The organism is Burkholderia pseudomultivorans, from assembly GCF_001718415.1.
Taxonomy (GTDB): Bacteria; Pseudomonadota; Gammaproteobacteria; order Burkholderiales; family Burkholderiaceae; genus Burkholderia; species Burkholderia pseudomultivorans_A.
In genome coordinates this window covers 2,514,233-2,534,078 of sequence record NZ_CP013378.1, presented here as the reverse complement: position 1 = coordinate 2,534,078, position 19,846 = coordinate 2,514,233, and the positions used below count along the sequence as shown (strand labels likewise).

Genomic DNA, 19,846 nt, shown 5'->3' with positions numbered 1-19,846 from the left:
ATGTCGCGCATGCCGTCCACGCCCCCGCCGCCGGCAATCCGACGATTTGCCAACCGCATCCTGACATTTCGCTGTCAAAGTCGCTTGCCACACTTCCGGGCTCGATCACTCGCTCCCGGAGCCGAAACGACGCGCATTCGCATCGTTCCGTCCGCTGCCCGCCACGATGACACGCCCCATCCGCACTACCGCCGCCCTGACGATCGCCTGCCTGCTGCTCGCCGCTTGCGGCGGCGAGGACTCGACGCCGCCCGCCGCGTCGGCCGACAACCACGGCACGACGCCCGCACCGCAGCCGCAACCGCAGCCGCAGCCGCCGGCACCGACGCCCGCGACCTACTACCAGACGAAGACACCGTACCGCCCGCAGCAGGACGCCGCGACGTACGAAGCGCCGCCGGCCGGATACGCGCCGGTCTACACCGAACTCGTCGCGCGTCACGGCTCGCGTGGGCTGTCGGGCTTCAAGTACGACGGCGCGATCTACGCGATGCTGGTCAAGGCCGAGGCCGACGGCGCACTGACCGCGCTCGGGGCGCAGCTCAAGGCCGATACGTACACGATGATGAAGGCGAATGCGCTGCTCGGCTATGGCGTGCCGGGCATCTCGACGCCCGGCTACGGCAACCTCACGCAAACGGGCATCCGCGAACAGCAGCAGCTCGCCACGCGTCTCGCGCAGCGGCTGCCCGCGCTGTTCGCGGCGGGCAACCGGCAGGTGGTCGTCGTCAACTCGGGCCAGGACCGCGCGGTCGACAGCTCGACGTATTTCTCCGCGGCACTGGTTGCCGCCCGCCCTGCACTGGCGCCGGCGATCACGCTGCCGGCCGCGCCGGCCGGCTATCCGGCGGGCGCACCGGTCGCGCAGCCGGCCGGCACCAATCGCTTTCTGCTGTACTTCCACTCGCTGAAGCCGGCCTCCGACCTCGTGACCGATTCGGGCGATCCGTACTATGCGACCTATCAGGCGAGCCAGGCGTACCAGGCCTATGCAAGCGACGCGACCGTGGCCGCGAAGCTGAAGGCGATCAAGGCCGCGCCGCAGGCGGCCGAGGTCGCGCAAACGGTGCTGTCCGCCCTGCTGTCGCCCGCCTTCATCGCGAAACTCGGCTCGGACGGCTACACGTTCTCGAACACCGGCACCCATGCGTTCACGTCGGCGGACGGCAAGTTCACCAACACGCTGAAGGGCGACGGCAAGACGAAGATCGCGACGCCCGTCGATGCGGTGAACGTGCTGTACAACCTGATGCAGGTCGCGCCCGCGATGACGGCGGAAACCGGCGGCGTCACGATGGAAAAGTACATCGGCGCCGAGCAGGCGCAATATCTCGCCTACCTGCAGGACGCCGAGGACTACTACCAGAAGGGGCCCGGCATCCAGGAAGCGAATCCGCGGACCTACCGGATGGCGAAGGTCCTGCAGGACGATTTTTTCGCCGAGGTGGAGGCGATCGCGCGCGGCGACCTGACGCGCGCCGCGAAGCTGCGCTTCACGCACGCGGAGGTCGTGATTCCGTTCGCGTCGATCATGAACCTGAAGAACGTGTTCGTGCCGACGCCGCAGGCGCAGACGTACACGTATGCGAACAACCCGTGGCGCGGCGATCAGGTGTCGCCGATGGCCGCGAACATGCAGTGGGATGTCTACCGCAACGGGTCGCGGCTCATCGTCAAGATGCTGTACAACGAGCGCGAGACGGATTTCCAGGCCGCGTGCGACGGCGCGAAGATTGCGCCCGGCAGCCACTACTACGATTACGCCGGGCTGAAGCAGTGCTACGGCTATCGGTGAGGCGCCTGGACGCCCGATCGACCGGCGGTCGTCTCGCCCGCTCCGGATTCATCGTCCCGATTGCAACGGGCTGCCGACGCCCCGGTTCAGAACGTGACGGTCCATGCGGGCGACGCGCCCGCACTGCTGCTGCGCGGCGGCGTCGAGCGCGGATCGGGCGTCGGCGCATGACTCAGCACGAACGGCGTGCCGCGCGCGCAGCTGACGCCCGGCGCGTCCGCACCGGCGCCCGGCTGCGCGGCGGGCGCGATCGTGCACGTTTCCGGGATCGTCAGACTGACCCGGAGCGGAATCGACGGCTCGGCCCGGCACGAAAGCGGCCCTGTGCCCAGCACCGCAAGCGCGATCGCGCCGCATCCGATTCGGCCGCAAGCGTTCATGATCCGCTCCTCCTTCGTGCATTCATCCAGCGTATGCGCGAATTAACGGCATGCAAGCGGAAAACTTGAACGCACGGGATCGCGACCCGACCCCGGTTCGCACGGCGCCGCAGCGCGGTGCGAACCGTCCGGCGAGCTCAGCGCGCGGCCGCGAACCCGCCGAAGAAGGCTCGCGCGTTCGCGTCGAGGCTTTCGAGGTGATAGCCGCCTTCCTGCACGATCACGGTCGGCAGCCCGAGCGCGCCGATCGCACCGCCCAGCCGGCCGAAGCCGTCGGTCGTCACCGCGACCTGCGACTGCGGATCCTCCTTGTAGATGTCGAAGCCGAGCGCGAGCACCAGCGCATCGGGCTCGAAGCGCGCGAGCGCGCGCAGCGCATCGTCGAGCCGCTCGAAAAACACCGACTCCGGCGCGCCGTGCGGCATCGGCAGGTTCAGGTTGAAGCCGTCGCCTGCGCCCGCGCCCGTCTCCTCCTCGTAGCCCGCGACGACCGGATAGAAGTTGGTCGGATCGCCGTGGATCGACACGTACAGCACGTCGTCGCGACCGTAGAAGATCTCCTGCACGCCCTGGCCGTGATGCATGTCGGTGTCGAGGATCGCGACGCGGCGATGGCGGCCGAGCAGCGCCTGCGCGGCGATCGCCGCGTTGTTCAGGTAGCAGAAGCCGCCCGCCGCATCGCGGCGCGCGTGATGGCCGGGCGGGCGGCACAGCGCATACGCATCGCGCGCGCCGTCGTTCACGTCCGCCGCCGCCGCGAGCGCGCTCTGCGCGGACCAGTAGGCGGCCCGCCACGTGTTCGCGCCGACCGGGCAGCTGCCGTCGGCGAGATAGCGCGCAGCCTTCGCGAGCACGCCGCGCAGCGGATTCGGATCGCGCACGAAGATGTTCGACATCACTTCGTCGCCCCAGTCGTCGGGCATCTGCTTCCAGTCGCGATGCGCGTCCTCGAGAAAGCGCAGGTAGTTCATGTCGTGCACGGCCGCGATCGGCGCCGTGCCGCGGTCGGCCGGCTCGCGTACGTCGAAGTCGAGCCCGCGCACGGCCGCGACCAGACGCGCGGCGCGCTCGGGCACTTCCTGGGGCGAGCGCATCTGGCCGCGCGACAGGTAGGTGCGCGGATGATGCAGCAACTGTTCGGGATGGAAATAGGTTTTCATCGATCGTCCTCGTTCGTGTCGGTGGCGCGCGTCATGCGCTGCGCGCCGTCGTCGCATCCTCGGCATGCGCCGCGACGCCCGCGCGCGCGAGCACCGCATTCAGCAGCACGTTCGTGCCGCGCGTCACGTCGTCGGGCAGCGCATCCTCGGCCTCGTTGTGCGACAGCCCGTCGACGCACGGAATGAACACCATCGCGGTCGGATAATGGCGCGCGAGCAGGATCGCATCGTGCCCGGCGCCGCTGACGATCCGCTCGTTCGTATAACCGAACGCGGCCGCCGCCTGCGCGACGAGCTCGACGCAGTCGCGATCGAACGGCGTCGCGGGGCTGCGCCAGCAGGTGTCGATCGCGACCTGCACGCCGCGCGCGGCGGCCACGCGTGCGCACGCATCGCGCAGCGCGTGCTCCATCGCGTCGACCTGTGCATCGTCGTGATGGCGCAGGTCGACGGTGAACGTCACGTCGCCGGCAATCGTGTTGCGCGACGCGTTGCGGATCCCGACCTGCCCGATCGTCGCGAGCCCGCGCGGCGCGAAGCCGGCGACGATCCGTTCGAGTTCGAGCGCCATTTGCGCGCTCGCGAAATACGCATCCTTGCGATACGGCATCGGCGTCGTGCCCGCGTGCGCGGCCACGCCCGTCACGGTCACGTCGAGCCAGCGGATCGCCTGCCCGCCCGTGACGACGCCGATCGTCGTGCCGTTCGCTTCGAGCACGGGCCCCTGCTCGATATGCGCTTCGAAATACGCATCCACCGCGCCGCCGGTCGCGCGCGTCGCGCGGCAGCCGCATGCTTCGAGCGCGGCACCGAGCGTGATGCCGTCGGCGTCCTGCTTCGCGAGCGCGTCGTCGAGCGGCAGCGCGCCCGTAAACACCGCCGAGCCGAGCATCGCCGGCGCGAAGCGCGCGCCCTCCTCGTTGGTCCACGACACGATCTCGAGCGGCTTGTCGGTCACGATGCCCGCATCGTTCAGCGTGCGCACGAGTTCGAGCCCGGCGAGCACGCCATAGACGCCGTCGAACCGGCCGCCTTCGGGCTGCGTGTCGAGATGGCTGCCGATCACGACCGGCGCGGCCTGCGCGTCGGCGCCGTCGCGCCGCGCGAACAGGTTGCCGACCGCATCGACGCTGACCGTCATGCCCGCGTCGCGACACCACTGCGCGAACAGTTCGCGGCCGCGCCGGTCGTCTTCGGTGAGCGCGAGCCGCCGCACGCCGCCGCGCGGCGTCGCGCCGATGCGCGCCATGTCCGTCAGGCTCTGCCACAGGCGGCCGCCGTCGATTTCCAACAGGTCTTTCATAGGGACTCCGGATGACTTCGTTCGTTGACGCTCAGTGCGAGCCGACCGCTTCGACGGCCGGCCGCGCGGCGCGGCGCGCGTCGAGCGCGACGATGCACAGCAGCGAGATGCCGGCCAGGCACGTGTAGAACACCGCGAGCGGCCACCACTGGCCGGTGAAGCGATGCGCGAGCCAGGTGCCGACGAGCGGCGTCAGGCCGCCCGCGACCGCGCCGCAGATCTGGTACGCGAGCGAGATCGCCGAGTAGCGCACGTGCGCGGGGAACACGCCGCTGACGAAACCCGCGATCACCGAATAGAAGCCCGACATGCAGACGACCGCGAGCGCGATGCCCGTCACGAGCGACGCGGACGTGCCGCCCTGCACGAGCACGAACATCGGGTACGGCGACAGCATCGCGAGCAGCGCCGCGAGCTTCAGGAAGCGCGCACCGCCGATGCGCTCGGCGATCCACGCCGCGATCGGCTGCGCGACGAACTGGATGATCGCGACCGCGAACAGGCTGTCGAGGATCAGCGAGCGCGACACGCCGACGTACTGCGTCGTGTACGCGATCATGAAGGTGTTCGTGAAATAGACGCCGGCGATGCCGATCGTGTTCGCGCCGATGCACAGCAGCACGAGCCCCCACGCGGAACGGAACACCTCGGCGACCGGCAGCTTCACCGTGCGGTTCGCTTCCTTCACGCGCGCGAATTCCGGCGACTCGTTCACGCCGAGCCGGATCAGGATGCCGACCACCAGCAGCACCGAGCTGGCGAGAAACGGCAGGCGCCAGCCCCAGGCGAGGAAATCGGCCTTGTCCATCGACGTGACCGCGCGAAACGCGACCAGCGACAGGATCAGCCCGGCCGGGCTGCCGAGCTGCGCGAACGACGCGAAGAAGGTGCGGCGCCCCTGCGGCGCATGCTCGCCGGCCATCAGCACCGCGCCGCCCCACTCGCCGCCGACCGCGATCCCCTGCACGATGCGCAGCGCGACGAGCAGCACCGGCGCGAGCACGCCGACCTTCGAATAATCGGGCAGCAGCCCGACGCAGACGGTCGCGACACCCATCATCATCAGCGTCGTCATCAGCGCCTTCTTGCGGCCGATGCGGTCGCCGAGATGGCCGAACACGATGCCGCCGAGCGGTCGCGCGAAAAAGCCGACCGCGAAGGTCGCGAACGACGCCATCGTGCTGACGAACGGATCGTGCGACGGGAAATACAACTCGCCGAACACGAGCGCCGCGGCGGTCGCGTAGATGTAGAAGTCGTACCACTCGATCATCGTGCCGATGAAGGCGGCGGTCGCCGCGCGAGCCGGCTGGCGGCCCGAAGGAAGGGACTGGGTCATGCGTGCTCCTGATGCGCGCCGCGTCGGGCGGCGCGCCATATCGTGATGGCCGGCCGTCTTGCGCGGCCTCGCGCCGCACGATGCGGCGCCCCTCCTTTATCGGCGACCGCAAATCATTAGTCAAATTTCAAGTTATTATTCGCGATATAAATTCGACTAATGCCTGGCTCGACCCGACGCCTCGCTGAGGAGACCCGATGCGCCCCGACCTCGCCCCTTTCCTGAACGACCGCCTCGACTGGAACCTGCTGCGCACCTATCTGGTGATCATGCAGGAGCGCAGCGTGAGCCGCGCCGCCGCGCGCCTGCACGTGACGCAGCCGGCCGTGAGCCAGGCGCTGCGGCGGCTCGAAGACGCGCTCGAGCGCCGGCTGATCGAGCGGCGCGGCGCGCACTTCGCGCCGACGCCGGCCGGCGAGGCCGTCTACCGGATCGCGAGCGACATCTACGGCGGCATCTCGCGCCTGGAAACCGAACTCGACGACGGCAGCGCCGACCTCACCGGCTCGATCCGCCTGCTGACCGTGAGCCGCATCGAGTCGCCCGTCTACGACGAATTCCTGGCCGACTTCCATCGCGCGTATCCGCGCATCGACCTGCAGATCGACGTGATGCGCTCGTCGGACATCCTGTCGTCGCTGCTGCAGAAGACCGCGACGGCCGGGCTCGGCCTGTGCCGCACGCCGCACGACAAGCTGGAGATGCGCTGCTTCCTGCGCCAGCGCTATGCGATCTATTGCGGCCGCCATCACCGGCTGTTCGGGCAGACGCAACTGCGGATGGAGGACCTGCTCGCGGAAAACTTCGTGTCGTTCACGAGCGACCAGATCGGCGACAGCCTGTCGCCGCTCACGGTATTTCGCGACCAGAAGGGCTTCACCGGGCGCATCGTCGCGTCGTCGCCGAGCCTCGAGGAAGTGCGGCGGCTGATCTTCGCGGGCTACGGGATCGGCTGCCTGCCCGAACACATCGTGCGCGACGACATCGCGCAGCAGCGGCTGTGGCGGCTGCCGCCCGACGACGGGCTGGTCGACGTCGACGTGTTCCTGCTCTGGCATCGCGAGCGCAAGATGAATGCGGCCGAGCTGGCGTTTCTCGACGCGATGGAGCGCTGCATGCAGCGCTATGCGCTGGCCGAGCGGCTGGGGAATTAGCGACCGCCGGTGCGGGCGCGGCAGCCCGCCCGGGCCGGCACATGCCGGCCCGGTGCGCGCCTTCAGGGTTGGGCTTCGCCGCGCTCGAGCGGCAGGATCAGGCGGTCGGGGATGCTGCGTCGCGACGCGCGCGCGCCGACGTAATACAGCACGGCCGGCACGACGAGGCCGAGAATCCACGAGATGTCGGTGCCGCCGAGCGCATCGACGAGCGGCCCCGTGTAGAGGTGCGTCGACATGAACGGCAGCTGCACGAGGATGCCGATCACGTAGATCGCGATCGCCATCGCGTTCCAGCGGCCGTAGCGGCCGTCCGGGTCGGACAGCGCGGGCACGTCGTAGCGCGAGCGCGTGAAGCAGTAGTAGTCGACGAGGTTGATCGCGCTCCACGGCGTGAAGAACGCGAGCAGGAACAGGATGAACGCGGTGAATTCCTTCAGGAACGAATGCCGGCCGGCGAGCGCGAGCAGCGTCGACACGCAGATCATCCCGAAGATGTAGGCCATGCGGCTGCGCGACGACACCGCGCGCTTGCCGCGAAAGCCGCTGACGATCGTCGCCATCGACATGAAGCTGCCGTAGGCGTTGAGCGCCGTCACCGTGACCTTGCCGAACGCGATGCTGAAATACAGCAGCGCGGCCACGGCGCCGGTCGAACCGAGGCCGACGATATACGCGACTTCATGGTGCGCAAAGCCGCTGCCCGCCAGCGCCGCCGCGAATACGCCGAACACCATTGCAGCCTGCGCGCCGATCACCGAGCCGAGGCCGACCGCGAAGAACGTGCCGAGCGACGACGTCGAGCGCGGCAGGTAGCGCGAATAGTCGGCGACGTACGGGCCGAATGCAATCTGCCACGACGCGGACAGCGACATCGACAGCAGGAAGCTCGCCAGCGAGAAGTGCCGGTTCGCGAGCAGCGCGCCGATGTCGTGGTTCGCGAACAGCTGCGTGAACATGTAGACGAACGCGACGATGCCGATCACGCTCGCGATCCGGCCGACGCAGTGGATCGCGCGATAACCGCACACGGTCAGCACGACGATCACGGCCGCGAACAGCAGGATGCCGGCCGCGTCGTCGATATGCAGCAGCTGCGCGACGGCTTGCCCGGCCAGCACCGAGCCGCTCGCGGAAAAACCGACGTACATCAGGCACACGAGCACGATCGGGATCATCGCGCCATACACGCCGAACTGCACGCGGCTCGAAATCATCTGCGGCAGGCCGAGCTGCGGCCCCTGCGCGCCGTGCAGCGCCATCACCGCGCCGCCGATCAGCTGGCCCAGCAGCAGCGCGACCAGCGACCAGAACACGTCGCCGCCGAGCACGACCGCCAGCGCGCCCGTGACGATCGCGGTGATCTGCATGTTCGCCGACAGCCACAGCGTGAACTGGCTCAGCAAGCCGCCGTGGCGCTCGGCGTCGGGAATGAAGTCGATCGAGCGGACCTCGATCAGGCCGCCGGCGTTTCCAGTGGGATTCGTTGACACGGGCAAATCTCCAGATGACTCGGGACGACAAATGGTTCGAACGGGACGCGGAACGTGTCGAGCCGCCGTTTTCGGCGCTTCGACGCGGGTCGTCGTGGATCGCGGGCAGGCGCCGCGCATGCATGATCCGCACGGCGACGCGCACGCGGCGCGACGCGGGCCGGCATTGCCTGCGCATCATCTTGTATATACAACTTGTCTCCTATCCGGAAATACCCGTCTTTCGCCGCTTTTTTAGGCGTGTAGACCGGCCGGTGCACGACTCGCGGTGTGATGCCGGGTGTAGGGAAACAGAAAGGCTGACGGTGGCATCGTCGGCAGCCGGCGACGCCGTTCGTTCGCCGCTCAGACCAGCCGGTCGGACGTGACGACGTGCACGCCCGGCCGCGCATCGAGCGCGGCATCGAGCAGCGCTTGCGCAATCCGTGGCGCGGGATTCACGCGCCACTTCCGCGGCAGCAGCGCGCCCGCGACTCCCAGTGCGAGCAGCAGCGCGCGCTCGCCGAGCCGGAACGCGTCGCGGCTGCCGCCGATCAGGCCGGGACGCACGTACGTGAGCGACGTGAACCCGACGTCCGCGAGCGCGCGCTCCACTTCGCCCTTCACGCGGCTGTAGAACACGCGTGACGCCGGATCCGCGCCGAGCGCGGAATTCAGCACATAGGTCGGCGTGCCGTGCCGATGTGCGAGCCGCGCGACCGCGAGCGGATAGTCGTGGTCGACGCGCCGGAATGCCGCCTGCGACCCGGCGACGCGCATCGTGGTGCCCAGCGTGCAGATCACGGCGTCGGCGCGCCACCAGTCGGCGTCGGCGGGCAGCTGCTCGAAGTCGACCGTCACGGCCTGCAGCTTCGGATGCGACGACAACGGACGGCGCGCGACGACGACGATGCGCGTCACGCGCGGATCGGCGAGCGCCGCATCGAGGACGTGGCGTCCGACCAGTCCGGTCGCGCCGACCAGCAGCAGTTTCATGTTCGCTCGCTCCTTTTCGCGGCCCGCCGATGCCTGACGGTGCATCGCCATAGTGTACGGTCGTGCCGCCGCGCCGCGAACCCGCGCCACATACCTGCGCTACGAACCGCCCGCGCCCTGCCGCGACACGCTCGGCGCCACGCCCGTCCATCGCTTGTACGCCTGCGAGAACGACGACAGGTCGCTGAACCCCAGTTCCTGCGCGATCTCCTTGATCGACAGGCGCCCCTCGGCAACCAGCGCCTGCGCGCGCGCCTTGCGCACCGCGTTCGAGATGTCGCGAAAGCACGCGCCCTCTTCCTGAAGCCGGCGCTTGAGCGTGCGCTCGCTCGTGTTGAGCAGCGCCGCGACGTCCTTCAGTTGCGGCGGCCTTTCGAACGCGTGCGTGGCCAGGTATTCGTTGAGGAACGACACGATGTCGACGCGCGTGCGCCTGCGCGACAGCAGCTCGGCGCACATCCGCTCGCACATCGCCGCGGTGGCGGCGTTCGCCTGCGGCAGCGGACGTTCGAGCTGCGCGTGCTCGAACGTGATCGTGCTCGCCGGCCGTTCGTACCGGACCTTGGTGCCCAGCACCTGCTGACGGGCACCCGGCTCGGCGCCGTATGCGAGATCGAAGGTCGCGAGCGCGAAGGCCGGGCCCATCACGTCGCGCAGCACGCGGCAGGTCGCCCCCATCGCGCGCTCGACGAAGAAGCGCTGCAGCTGCGCGGACAATTCCGGCGACGGCTCGAACACGACCGCGTCGTGCGTCCCGACGCGGCGATAACGCATGCCGACGAACGTATAGGTCAGCGCCAGATAGCGGCTGCCGAGCGCGATCGCGTCACGGCCCGTCGCGCTGCTCATCAGCCCGTAGCCGAGCAGTCCGTAGGCCGACAGCTGATAGGACAGCCCGACCTTCAGCCCGACGCCCGCCTCGTTGCCGGTCAGGCTCAGCAGGTTCGACGCGACGGTCAGCTCCTGCGCGGCCAGCACCGTGAAATCCGGATCGGCGAGCTGCTTCAGCGTGAGCTGCGAGCCCTTGAGCAGCGCGGCCGGCGCGATGGCCCTGCTGCGCCCGAACTCGATCATGAGCAGGACGGAAGCCGGGCTGCGTGCGAAGTTCCAGACGGTCATGAAGCGCCTCGCGATATCCATTGGCCTGGATTCTAAAGCGGTTGGCCCGCGCCAGCATGGATCGCGCAACGCCCGCCGAGCATGATGAGGTCATCGCAACCCGCACGGATCGTCACCGCCATGAAACCTGCCCTGCATCCCCATTCGGCAAAAAAGCTGCTGCTGGCCCTCGGCGTGTCGGGCGCGCTGCATGCCCCCGCATTTGCCGACGATGCCGTCTCGCTCTCCTTACCGGATTCCGCCGCCATGCCCAAGACCTACGCCGACCAGACCGTCTGGCGCGACATGCAGAAATTCCTGCCGCCCGAGTTCCAGTGGAACGACAGCCAGCTGCCGCGCGAGGAATGGTGGAACTGGCACGGCAACCGTCTCCATCTCGACACGTATCGCAATCCGCAGGCGAAAGTGAATGTGATCCTGTTCCACGGCGTGGGCACCAACGGCCGGCAGATGTCGATGATCCTCGGCGAGCAGCTCGCGCGCCGCGGCTACGAGACGATCGCGGTCGACATGCCCGAATACGGGATGACCGAAGTCGCCAAGGGCGCGCTGATCCGCTACGACGACTGGGTGCAGGCCGGCAGCGACCTGATCGACGCCGAGCGCGCGAAGGACGACCGGCCGATCGTGCTGTACGGGCTGAGCGCGGGCGGCATGCTGACGTATCACGTGGCCGCACTGAACGGCAAGGTCAAGGGCATCGTCGGCATGACCTTTCTCGACCAGCGCAGCCAGCAGGTGCGCGACGAGACCGCGCGCAACCTGTTCATGAGCCGCGTCGGCGGCCCGATGACGCATCTCGCCGCGCACACGCCGCTCGTCAGGTCGATGCGCATCCCGATGACGATGGCCAGCAAGATGTCCGCGCTGGTCAACGACCCCGCTGCGCTGAAGGTATGGCTGTCCGATCGCACGTCCGCCGGCAATGCGATGACGATGGCCTTTCTGAGTTCCTACATGACGTATCGGCCAGCGGTCGAGCCGGAGGATTTCGCCGTCTGCCCGGTGCTGCTGACGCAGCCGGCCGCCGACCGCTGGACGCCGCTGCATCTGAGCGAACCGTTTCTGCAGCGCATCCGCAAGGAGCCGGTGAAGGTCGTGATGCTCGACAACGCGGGACACTATCCGCTGGAACAGCCGGGGCTGTCGCAGATGGTCGATGCGATCGACGGGTTCTATCGGGAGGTGACGACGAGCGCGGCCGACACGCGGACGCTGCCGTAGGTTCGTTGCGCGCGGACCGACAAAAAAACCGCGGGGATCGAGGATGCTCGCGGGGGGCGGGGTCGAGGTCGGGCGCGGCTCGACAGTCGCTTGGTGCCGGGGACCGGACTCGAACCGGCAAGCCAGTTAAGGCGGCGGATTTTCGTCACACTGCTTCTTTCGAAGCCGACGTCGTCGGAACGACATCGTTCGTGCGCTGGACTATGCCTTCACCGTCGCGCGCGGGCGTGCTGCGTGCCCGTGCGCCTTAGGCGCCCCCCGTCTAGTCTCTACACCTTCCTCGCGCAGGCCGCGAGGCTTGGCTCGGCGTTGCCTCGATGCGCACATCAGGGGTTTCGCCGAATTTGAAGGGTTCTGCACCGACCGTTTCCGGCCGGGCACTCAATCTTTTAAGTCCGCTATGTTTACCAATTTCATCACCCCGGCAACAGGGCGGACGCGATTCTACCATTGGTCGCGCATGCGTTCCCTGATTCGAGCATGTCGCGCGCCGTCGAAGCATGCTTTCGCGCGCCCGACGCAGCGATGCGCGGCCTGAACAACGCCACCGCAAGCAACGCGGCTCCGGCAACGCATCCGGGTTTCACTCCCCATTGACGCATCCGCCGATACAATCCAGACTGCCGTGCCCGCTGCGCCGATCGTCTTGCTTCCGGACCGCACGCACGCCGCGATACGCCCCCTTCACGCGTCATCGACAGGTCATAAACGTTTTCGATAATCACCGTGCCGAAAACGTTTACATCGGGCTCCCACATGACCTCGACCATCAAGGATGTCGCCGCCCTGTCGGGCTTTTCGATCGCCACCGTGTCGCGTGCGATCAACGCACCGCACACGGTCAGCCCCGCCACGCTCGAAACGATCCGCGCGGCAATCGACACGCTGCAGTTCCGCCCGAGCCCGCTCGGCCGACAGCTGCGCGGCGAACGCACGCGCCTGATCGGCGTCGTGCTGCCGACGCTGTCGAACCCCGTGTTCGCCGACTGCCTGCAGGGCATCGACGAACTCGCCACCGCGGCCGGCTTCAAGCTGATCCTGATGACGACCGAATACGACGCGGCGCGCGAGCGCCACGCGATCGAAACGCTGCGCGAGCAGCGCGTCGAAGGCCTGATCCTGACCGTCGCCGACGCGGACACGCACCCGCTGCTCGACATGCTCGATCGCGACGGCCCGCACTACGTGCTGATGCACAACGACACGCAGCGTCGCCCGTCGGTATCCGTCGACAATCGCCGCGCCGCGTACGACGGCGTGCGGCTGCTGACCGCGCGCGGCCACCGCCGCGTGCTGATGCTCGCCGGTTCGCTCGCCGCGTCGGACCGCGCGCGCCAGCGCCATCTCGGCTATGCGCAGGCGCTCGACGAAAGCGGCGTCGCGACGCTGCCGCCCGTCGAGGTCGACTTCAACGCGCCCGAACTGCCCGACGCGGTGCTTGCGCACCTGACCGCGCAGGCGACGCGCCCGACCGCGCTGTTCTGCAGCAACGACCTGCTCGCGATGGTCGTGATGCGCGGCCTGCGCCGCGCCGGCTTCTCGATCCCCGACGACCTGTCGGTGCTCGGCTTCGACGGCATCGCGCTCGGCGAACTGCTCGCGCCGCCGCTCGCGAGCGTCGCGACGCCGAACCGCGACATCGGTCGTCACGCCTGGCTGCGCCTCGTCGAGTCGATCGGCGGCGCGACCATCGACCGAGCGTCGCTGATCCTGCCGCACGCGGTGCGCGACGGCGCGACGGTCGCGCCGCCGGCCGCCGACCTGCAGCTGCGCCACGCCTGAACGCGCGCGCCGCGCCCGCGTGCGCGGCGACGTGCGCCCCACCCTCGTCCGGAGACCTCACCGTGCCTATCCGCCTGACCTCGCTGCTGCGCACGCTCGCAGCCCCGCTCGCCTGCGCCGCCCTCCTCGCCGGTGCGGGCGCTGCCCATGCCGACGAAACCGCGATCTGCTACAACTGCCCGCCCGAATGGGCCGACTGGGCCGCGCAGATCGCCGCGATCAAGCAGAAAACCGGCATCCGCGTGCCGTTCGACAACAAGAACTCGGGCCAGGCAATCGCGCAGTTGATCGCCGAGCAGAAGAGCCCGGTCGCCGACGTCGTCTACCTCGGCGTGTCCTCCGCGTTCCAGGCGAAGGACAAGGGCGTGATCGCGCCGTACAAGCCCGCGCACTGGAACGACATCCCCGCGAACCTGAAGGATCCGCAGGGTTACTGGTTCGCGATCCACTCGGGCACGCTCGGCTTCTTCGTCAACAAGGACGCACTCGACGGCAAGCCCGTGCCGCGCTCCTGGGCCGATCTGCTGAAGCCCGAATACAAGGGCATGGTCGGCTATCTCGATCCGTCGAGCGCGTTCGTCGGCTATGCGGGCGCGGTCGCCGTCAACCAGGCGCTCGGCGGCAGCCTCGACAACTTCAAGCCGGCGCTCGACTGGTTCCGCAAGCTGAAGGCGAACGCGCCGATCGTGCCGAAGCAGACCGCCTATGCGCGCGTGCTGTCCGGCGAGATTCCGATCCTGCTCGACTACGACTTCGACGCATACCGCGCGAAGTACAAGGACAACGCGAACGTCGAGTTCGTGATCCCGAAGGAAGGCACGATCGCGGTGCCGTACGTGATGAGCCTCGTGAAGGGCGCGCCGCACGACGCGAACGGCAAGAAGGTGCTCGACTTCGTGCTGTCCGACGAAGGCCAGAAGCTGTGGGCCAGCGCCTATCTGCGTCCGGTGCGCGCGCAGACGCTGCCCGCCGACATCGCGTCGAAATTCCTGCCGGCCAGCGAGTATGCGCGCGCGAAGCCGGTCGACTTCGGCAGGATGGCCGCCGGCCAGCAGGCGTTCGGCCAGCAATACCTGCAAGTGATGCAGTAAGCGCCGATGCTCGACCTGACCTTCCCGCTGCGCTGGCGCATCGCGCTCGTCGCGCCGGCGCTCGCGGTGTTCGCCGCGTTCTGGCTGCTGCCGATGGCCGCGCTCGTGCATGTCTCCGCCGACGGCGGGTTCGTCGCGCGGTACGCGGCGCTGCTCGGCGACGCGCGCTACATGAAAAGCCTCGGCGCGACCGTCGCGCTGTCCGCGGGCGTCACGCTCGCGACGCTCGCGCTGTCGACGATTTCCGGCCTGCTGCTCGCGCGCCGCGAATTCGCCGGCAAGCGCGTGCTGCTCGCGCTGCTGACCTTTCCGCTCGCGTTCCCGGGCGTCGTCGTCGGCTTCATGGTGATCATGCTCGCCGGGCGGCAGGGATTGATCGGCGTGTTGTCCGCGAAGCTGACCGGCGACAAGTGGGTGTTCGCGTATTCGATCGCCGGGCTGTTCGTCGGCTACCTGTACTTCTCCATTCCGCGCGTGATCGTCACCGTGATCGCGGCCGCGTCGAAGCTCGACGCGTCGCTCGAGGAAGCCGCACGCTCGCTCGGCGCGTCGCCGTGGCGCATCTTCGCCGACATCGTGCTGCCCGCGCTCGCGCCGGGGCTGGTCGCGGCCGGCGCGATCTGCTTCGCGACCGCGATGGGCGCGTTCGGCACCGCGTTCACGCTGGCGACCGACCTGAACGTGCTGCCGATGACGATCTATACCGAGTTCACGCTGAACGCGAACATCGCGACGGCCGCCGGCCTGTCGATCGTGCTCGGCGTCGTCACATGGGCCGTGCTCGCGCTCGCGCGCCGCTTCACGGGCCACACCGCCGCCGCCGCGGCCTGAGGATTGCCGTCATGCCATCGATTTCCGGCTCTTCCACCCAGTCGCCGGCTCCGGCGCACGCGACCGGCGTCGCCCGGCGCGCGCCGCGCATCACCGGTGCGCGCGCGATCGCCGCGCTGCAATGGGGCGTCACGCTGCTGCTGTGCGCGTTCCTGATCGTGCCGGTCGTGATGTCGGTGCTCGCCGGCCTGACCGTCAACTATTTCCGCGGGCTGTCGAGCGGCCTCACGCTGCGCTGGCTCGAACAGGTGTGGCAGCAGTATCACGGCTCGATCTGGCTGTCGCTCGCCGTCGCGTTCGCGACGCTCGCGATCGTGCTCGTGGTCGGCGTGCCGGCCGGCTATGCGCTCGCGCGCAGCCCGAGCCGCGCCGCGCGCGCGATCGAGGAAGCGCTGGTGCTGCCCGTCGCGCTGCCGGGCCTCGCGTCGGCGCTCGCGCTGCTGATCGTCTACGGCGGCTTCACCGCATTCCGGATGAGCCTGTGGTTCATCGTCGCCGGCCACGTCGTGTTCACGCTGCCGTTCATGGTGCGCGCCGTCGCGGCCGTCGCGGCCAGCGCCGACCTGCGCACGCTCGAGGAAGGCGCGGCCAGCCTCGGCGCGTCGTTCGCCACGCGCTTCGTCACGATCGTGCTGCCGAACCTGCGCCCCGGCATCGTCGCGGGCGCGCTCGCGGTGCTCACGCTGTCGATCGGCGAATTCAACCTCACGTGGATGCTGCACACGCCCGACACGAAGACGCTGCCGGTCGGCCTCGCCGACACCTATGCGTCGCTGCGTCTCGAAGTCGGCAGCGCGTACACGATCCTGTTCCTGTTGATGACGCTGCCGCTGCTCGTCGCCATGCAGTGGCTCGGCGCCGATCCGTCCGGCACGCGCGCCGCGAAGCGCCGCCCTCGCTGACTTTCCTGTTCCGATGAAACTCGATTCCATTCCCATCACGCTGACCCGCTGCGCGAAAACGTTTCGCGGCACGCGCGTGCTCGAACCGCTCGACCTGTCGATCGGCGCGGGCGAAACGCTCGTGCTGCTCGGACCGTCGGGCTGCGGCAAGACGACCACGCTGCGCCTGATCGCGGGCCTCGACACGCCGGATGCCGGCGGCACGATCGCGTTCGGCAACGACGACGTGACGGCGCTGCCGATCGAGCGCCGGCAGGTCGGCATGGTGTTCCAGAACTACGCGCTGTTTCCGAACCTGACGGTGCGCGGCAATGTCGGCTACGGGCTGAAGATTCGCAGGACCGAGCCGCGTGCGCTGCGCGAGCGCGTCGACGAGCTGCTCGCGATGATGCGGCTCGACGCGCACGCCGACAAGCCGATCGACCAGCTGTCGGGCGGTCAGCGCCAGCGCGTCGCGCTGGCCCGCGCGCTCGCGGTGCGTCCGCGCGTGCTGCTGCTCGACGAACCGCTGACCGCGCTCGACGCGAAGCTGCGCGACGTGCTGCGTCGCGAGATGAATGCGCTGCTGCGCGAGCTCGGCGTGACGACCGTCTACGTGACGCACGACCAGGCCGAGGCGATGGAGCTCGGCGATCGCATCGTCGTGATGGGCGCGGGCCGCATCGAGCAGATCGGCACGCCGCGCGACATCTACTACCGGCCCGCGAGCCGCACGGTCGCGCAGTTCATCGGCACGCTGAACCGGCTTGCAGGACAATGGCGGGACGGCGCGCTCGTGACGACGGGCGGCGCGATCGTCACGCCGCACGCCGCCGACGAGTGGTTCTTCCGTCCCGAGGACGCGCAGCTCGCCGATCCCGCGCATGCGCCGCTGCGCGGCGCGGTCGGCGCCTGCGCGTTCCTCGGCGAGCGCACGCGGCTCACGATCGAGCAGGCGGCGCCCGAACCGATCGTGATCGACGTGCCGGGCCGCATCGAACTGGCACGCGGCACGACCGTCGGCATCGCGATCGCGGCGGAGGGCCTGATCGCGCTCGGCGCGTGACGCGCGCCCCCAACATTATCCGAAGATTCCGAGGAACGACGATGCTGCTTGCTCAAATCAGCGATCTCCACATCAAGCGGCCGGGCCAGCTCGCGTACCGGCGCGTCGACACGGCGGCCGCGCTCGCGCGCTGCATCGCGCGCCTGAATGCGCTCGTGCCGCGCCCCGACGCGGTGCTCGTCACCGGCGACCTGACCGATTTCGGCCACGACGACGAGTACCGCCATCTGCGCGAACTGCTCGCGCCGCTCGAGATTCCGTATTACCTGATGGTCGGCAATCACGACGACCGCGGCGGGCTGCGCCGCGCGTTCCTCGACCGCCCCGAGCTGCAGGGCGGCGAATTCGTGCAGTACGCGCTCGACGTCGGCAGCGTGCGCGTGCTCGCGCTCGATTCGCAGGTGCCCGGCGCGAGCCACGGCGATCTGTGCGATGCGCGGCTCGGCTGGCTTGCCGGCCAGCTCGACGCCGCGCGCGAGCGGCCGGTGATCGTCGCGCTGCATCACCCGCCGTTCGTGGCGGGAATCGCGCACATGGACGCGCTGCGCCTTGCGCCGCCGGCCGCCGCGAAGCTCGACGCGCTGCTGCGCGGCCACCCCAACGTCGAACGCGTGCTGTGCGGCCACGTGCACCGGACCATGTTCGCGCGCTTCGGCGGCACGCTCGCGTCGGCCGTGCCGGCGCCCGCGCACCAGGTCGCCTTCGACCTGCGCGCCGACGGGCCGTCCGCGTTCCGGCTCGAGCCGCCGGCGTTCGCGGTGCATCGCCATACGCCGGAAGCGGGGATGACGTCGCATCACGTGTACGTGGACGAAGGCGACGGGCCTTATCCGTTCTACGAGCCGAGCGGGGAACTGGTCGACTGACGCAGCGGCTGGCTGCGCGGCGCCTTCGCCCCTCCATCGGGCGAAGCGCCGTCATACCCGCCCGCTGCCCGGCAGGATTCATCGCGCTCCGGTATGATCGGCACCCTCGATCGACGTCCGGCGCGCGCCGCGTGCCGGACGCCCCACTCCGCACCGTGCCGCCATGTCCACTGCCTCCACCGACCGTCCGGCCGAAGCCTCGCCCCACTACTCGCGCAGCCTGCTGTTGCTGCTCGCGACGATCGCGGGCGTCTCGGTCGCGAACATCTACTACAACCAGCCGCTGCTCGACAGCTTCCGCGCGTCCTTTCCCGACGGCGCGTCGTGGATCGGCGCCGTGCCGACCGCGACCCAGCTCGGCTATGCGGCCGGGATGTTCCTGCTCGCGCCGCTCGGCGACCGGTTCGACCGCCGCCGGCTGATCCTGATGCAGATCGCGGGCCTGTCGATCGCGCTGATCGTGGCGGCCCTCGCGCCGTCGCTGGCGGTACTCGCCGTCGCGAGCCTCGCGATCGGCGTGCTCGCGACCATCGCGCAGCAGGCCGTGCCGTTTGCGGCCGAGATCGCGCCGCCGGCCGAACGCGGACAAGCCGTCGGCACCGTGATGAGCGGGCTGCTGCTCGGCATCCTGCTGGCCCGCACCGCCGCCGGCTTCGTCGCCCAGTATTTCGGCTGGCGCACGGTGTTCGGCGCGTCGGTCGCGGCGCTCGTCGCGCTTGCCGCGGTGATCGTGCTGCGGCTGCCGCGCAGCTCGCCGACCTCGACGCTGCCGTACGGCAAGCTGCTCGGCTCGATGTGGCATCTGGCGGTCGAATTGCGCGGACTGCGCGAGGCGTCGCTGACGGGCGCCGCACTGTTCGCGGCATTCAGCGCGTTCTGGCCGGTGCTCACGCTGCTGCTCGCCGGCCCGCCGTTCCACCTGGGCCCGCAGGCGGCCGGCCTGTTCGGCATCGTTGGCGCGGCCGGCGCGCTCGCCGCGCCCTATGCGGGACGCTTCGCCGACAAGCGCGGCCCGCGCGCGATCATCTCGCTCGCGATCGCACTGCTCGCGGCATCGTTCGTGATCTTCGCGCTGTCGGGGTCGAGCCTCGTCGGGCTCGTGATCGGCGTGATCGTGCTGGACGTCGGCGTGCAGGCCGCGCAGATCTCGAACCAGTCGCGCATCTATGCGCTGAAGCCCGACGCGCGCAGCCGCGTGAACACGGTCTACATGGTGTGCTACTTCATCGGCGGCGCGCTCGGTTCGTCGGCCGGCGTGGCCGCATGGCACGCGTTCGGCTGGACCGGCATGTGCGCGGCCGGGCTGCTGTTTACCGCGCTCGCCGGCTGGTTCCATCATCGCGGCGCGCGCGGCGGCTGAGCGCAGCCGGCGCGGCCCGGGGCGGCT

At 69.3% G+C, this 19,846-nt stretch carries 17 protein-coding genes; 10 read left to right on the top strand and 7 right to left on the bottom strand.

Annotated elements, in window-relative coordinates; all coding sequences use genetic code 11:
* Positions 1 to 166: 166 nt before the first annotated feature.
* Positions 167 to 1,795, top strand: a complete 1,629-nt coding sequence (locus WS57_RS24015) for a histidine-type phosphatase (protein ID WP_069244924.1) — start codon at positions 167 to 169, stop codon at positions 1,793 to 1,795.
* Positions 1,796 to 1,881: 86 nt separating this feature from the next.
* Here WS57_RS24015 and WS57_RS24010 read toward each other — a convergent pair whose 3' ends face one another.
* The 4 genes from WS57_RS24010 to WS57_RS23995 form a co-directional block, all read right to left on the bottom strand.
* Positions 1,882 to 2,175 carry a hypothetical protein gene (locus WS57_RS24010; RefSeq protein ID WP_009692823.1) on the bottom strand — a complete coding sequence of 98 codons (294 nt, stop codon included), beginning with the start codon at positions 2,173 to 2,175 and terminating at the stop codon, positions 1,882 to 1,884.
* 137 nt (positions 2,176 to 2,312) lie between these two features.
* Positions 2,313 to 3,335: a histone deacetylase family protein gene (locus WS57_RS24005; protein ID WP_059601905.1), complete on the bottom strand. Its 1,023-nt coding sequence runs from the start codon at positions 3,333 to 3,335 to the stop codon at positions 2,313 to 2,315.
* A 31-nt stretch (positions 3,336 to 3,366) separates the two neighbouring features.
* Positions 3,367 to 4,638 carry a Zn-dependent hydrolase gene (locus WS57_RS24000; RefSeq protein ID WP_069244923.1) on the bottom strand — a complete coding sequence of 424 codons (1,272 nt, stop codon included), beginning with the start codon at positions 4,636 to 4,638 and terminating at the stop codon, positions 3,367 to 3,369.
* Positions 4,639 to 4,669: 31 nt separating this feature from the next.
* Positions 4,670 to 5,977 (bottom strand): MFS transporter, encoded by a 1,308-nt coding sequence (locus tag WS57_RS23995; protein WP_040127058.1) that lies wholly within the window; start codon positions 5,975 to 5,977, stop codon positions 4,670 to 4,672.
* A 197-nt stretch (positions 5,978 to 6,174) separates the two neighbouring features.
* Here WS57_RS23995 and WS57_RS23990 point away from each other — a divergent pair, with 197 nt between their 5' ends.
* Positions 6,175 to 7,131: a LysR family transcriptional regulator gene (locus WS57_RS23990; protein WP_059514440.1), complete on the top strand. Its 957-nt coding sequence runs from the start codon at positions 6,175 to 6,177 to the stop codon at positions 7,129 to 7,131.
* A 62-nt stretch (positions 7,132 to 7,193) separates the two neighbouring features.
* Here WS57_RS23990 and WS57_RS23985 read toward each other — a convergent pair whose 3' ends face one another.
* The 3 genes from WS57_RS23985 to WS57_RS23975 all read right to left on the bottom strand — a co-directional run bounded on the left by WS57_RS23985 (position 7,194) and on the right by WS57_RS23975 (position 10,739).
* On the bottom strand, positions 7,194 to 8,624 hold the full coding sequence (locus WS57_RS23985) for a purine-cytosine permease family protein (RefSeq protein WP_040128811.1): 1,431 nt from the start codon (positions 8,622 to 8,624) through the stop codon (positions 7,194 to 7,196).
* Positions 8,625 to 8,969: 345 nt separating this feature from the next.
* Complete coding sequence (locus WS57_RS23980) at positions 8,970 to 9,599, bottom strand: NAD(P)H-binding protein (RefSeq protein WP_009692813.1); 630 nt, start codon at positions 9,597 to 9,599, stop codon at positions 8,970 to 8,972.
* Positions 9,600 to 9,698: 99 nt separating this feature from the next.
* On the bottom strand, positions 9,699 to 10,739 hold the full coding sequence (locus WS57_RS23975) for an AraC family transcriptional regulator (RefSeq protein WP_009692812.1): 1,041 nt from the start codon (positions 10,737 to 10,739) through the stop codon (positions 9,699 to 9,701).
* A gap of 225 nt (positions 10,740 to 10,964) precedes the next feature.
* Here WS57_RS23975 and WS57_RS23970 point away from each other — a divergent pair, with 225 nt between their 5' ends.
* From WS57_RS23970 to WS57_RS23935, 8 genes are all read left to right on the top strand, one after another.
* A complete protein-coding gene (locus tag WS57_RS23970) occupies positions 10,965 to 11,942 on the top strand; it encodes an alpha/beta hydrolase (protein WP_236871919.1) in 978 nt (325 codons plus the stop codon).
* A 756-nt stretch (positions 11,943 to 12,698) separates the two neighbouring features.
* The gene (locus WS57_RS23965; protein WP_069244922.1) at positions 12,699 to 13,724 is read left to right on the top strand and encodes a substrate-binding domain-containing protein; all 1,026 of its coding nucleotides are present in this window, start codon (positions 12,699 to 12,701) and stop codon (positions 13,722 to 13,724) included.
* A gap of 62 nt (positions 13,725 to 13,786) precedes the next feature.
* Positions 13,787 to 14,815: an ABC transporter substrate-binding protein gene (locus WS57_RS23960; RefSeq protein ID WP_009687499.1), complete on the top strand. Its 1,029-nt coding sequence runs from the start codon at positions 13,787 to 13,789 to the stop codon at positions 14,813 to 14,815.
* A 6-nt stretch (positions 14,816 to 14,821) separates the two neighbouring features.
* A complete protein-coding gene (locus tag WS57_RS23955) occupies positions 14,822 to 15,646 on the top strand; it encodes an ABC transporter permease (protein ID WP_059514436.1) in 825 nt (274 codons plus the stop codon).
* 11 nt (positions 15,647 to 15,657) lie between these two features.
* Complete coding sequence (locus tag WS57_RS23950; RefSeq protein ID WP_069244921.1) at positions 15,658 to 16,548, top strand: ABC transporter permease; 891 nt, start codon at positions 15,658 to 15,660, stop codon at positions 16,546 to 16,548.
* Positions 16,549 to 16,561: 13 nt separating this feature from the next.
* Entirely contained in the window at positions 16,562 to 17,593 is a 1,032-nt protein-coding gene (locus WS57_RS23945; protein WP_059514432.1) for an ABC transporter ATP-binding protein, read from the top strand.
* A 41-nt stretch (positions 17,594 to 17,634) separates the two neighbouring features.
* Positions 17,635 to 18,459 (top strand): phosphodiesterase, encoded by an 825-nt coding sequence (locus WS57_RS23940; RefSeq protein WP_069244920.1) that lies wholly within the window; start codon positions 17,635 to 17,637, stop codon positions 18,457 to 18,459.
* 163 nt (positions 18,460 to 18,622) lie between these two features.
* Positions 18,623 to 19,819 (top strand): MFS transporter, encoded by a 1,197-nt coding sequence (locus WS57_RS23935; protein WP_059514428.1) that lies wholly within the window; start codon positions 18,623 to 18,625, stop codon positions 19,817 to 19,819.
* Positions 19,820 to 19,846: the final 27 nt, after the last annotated feature.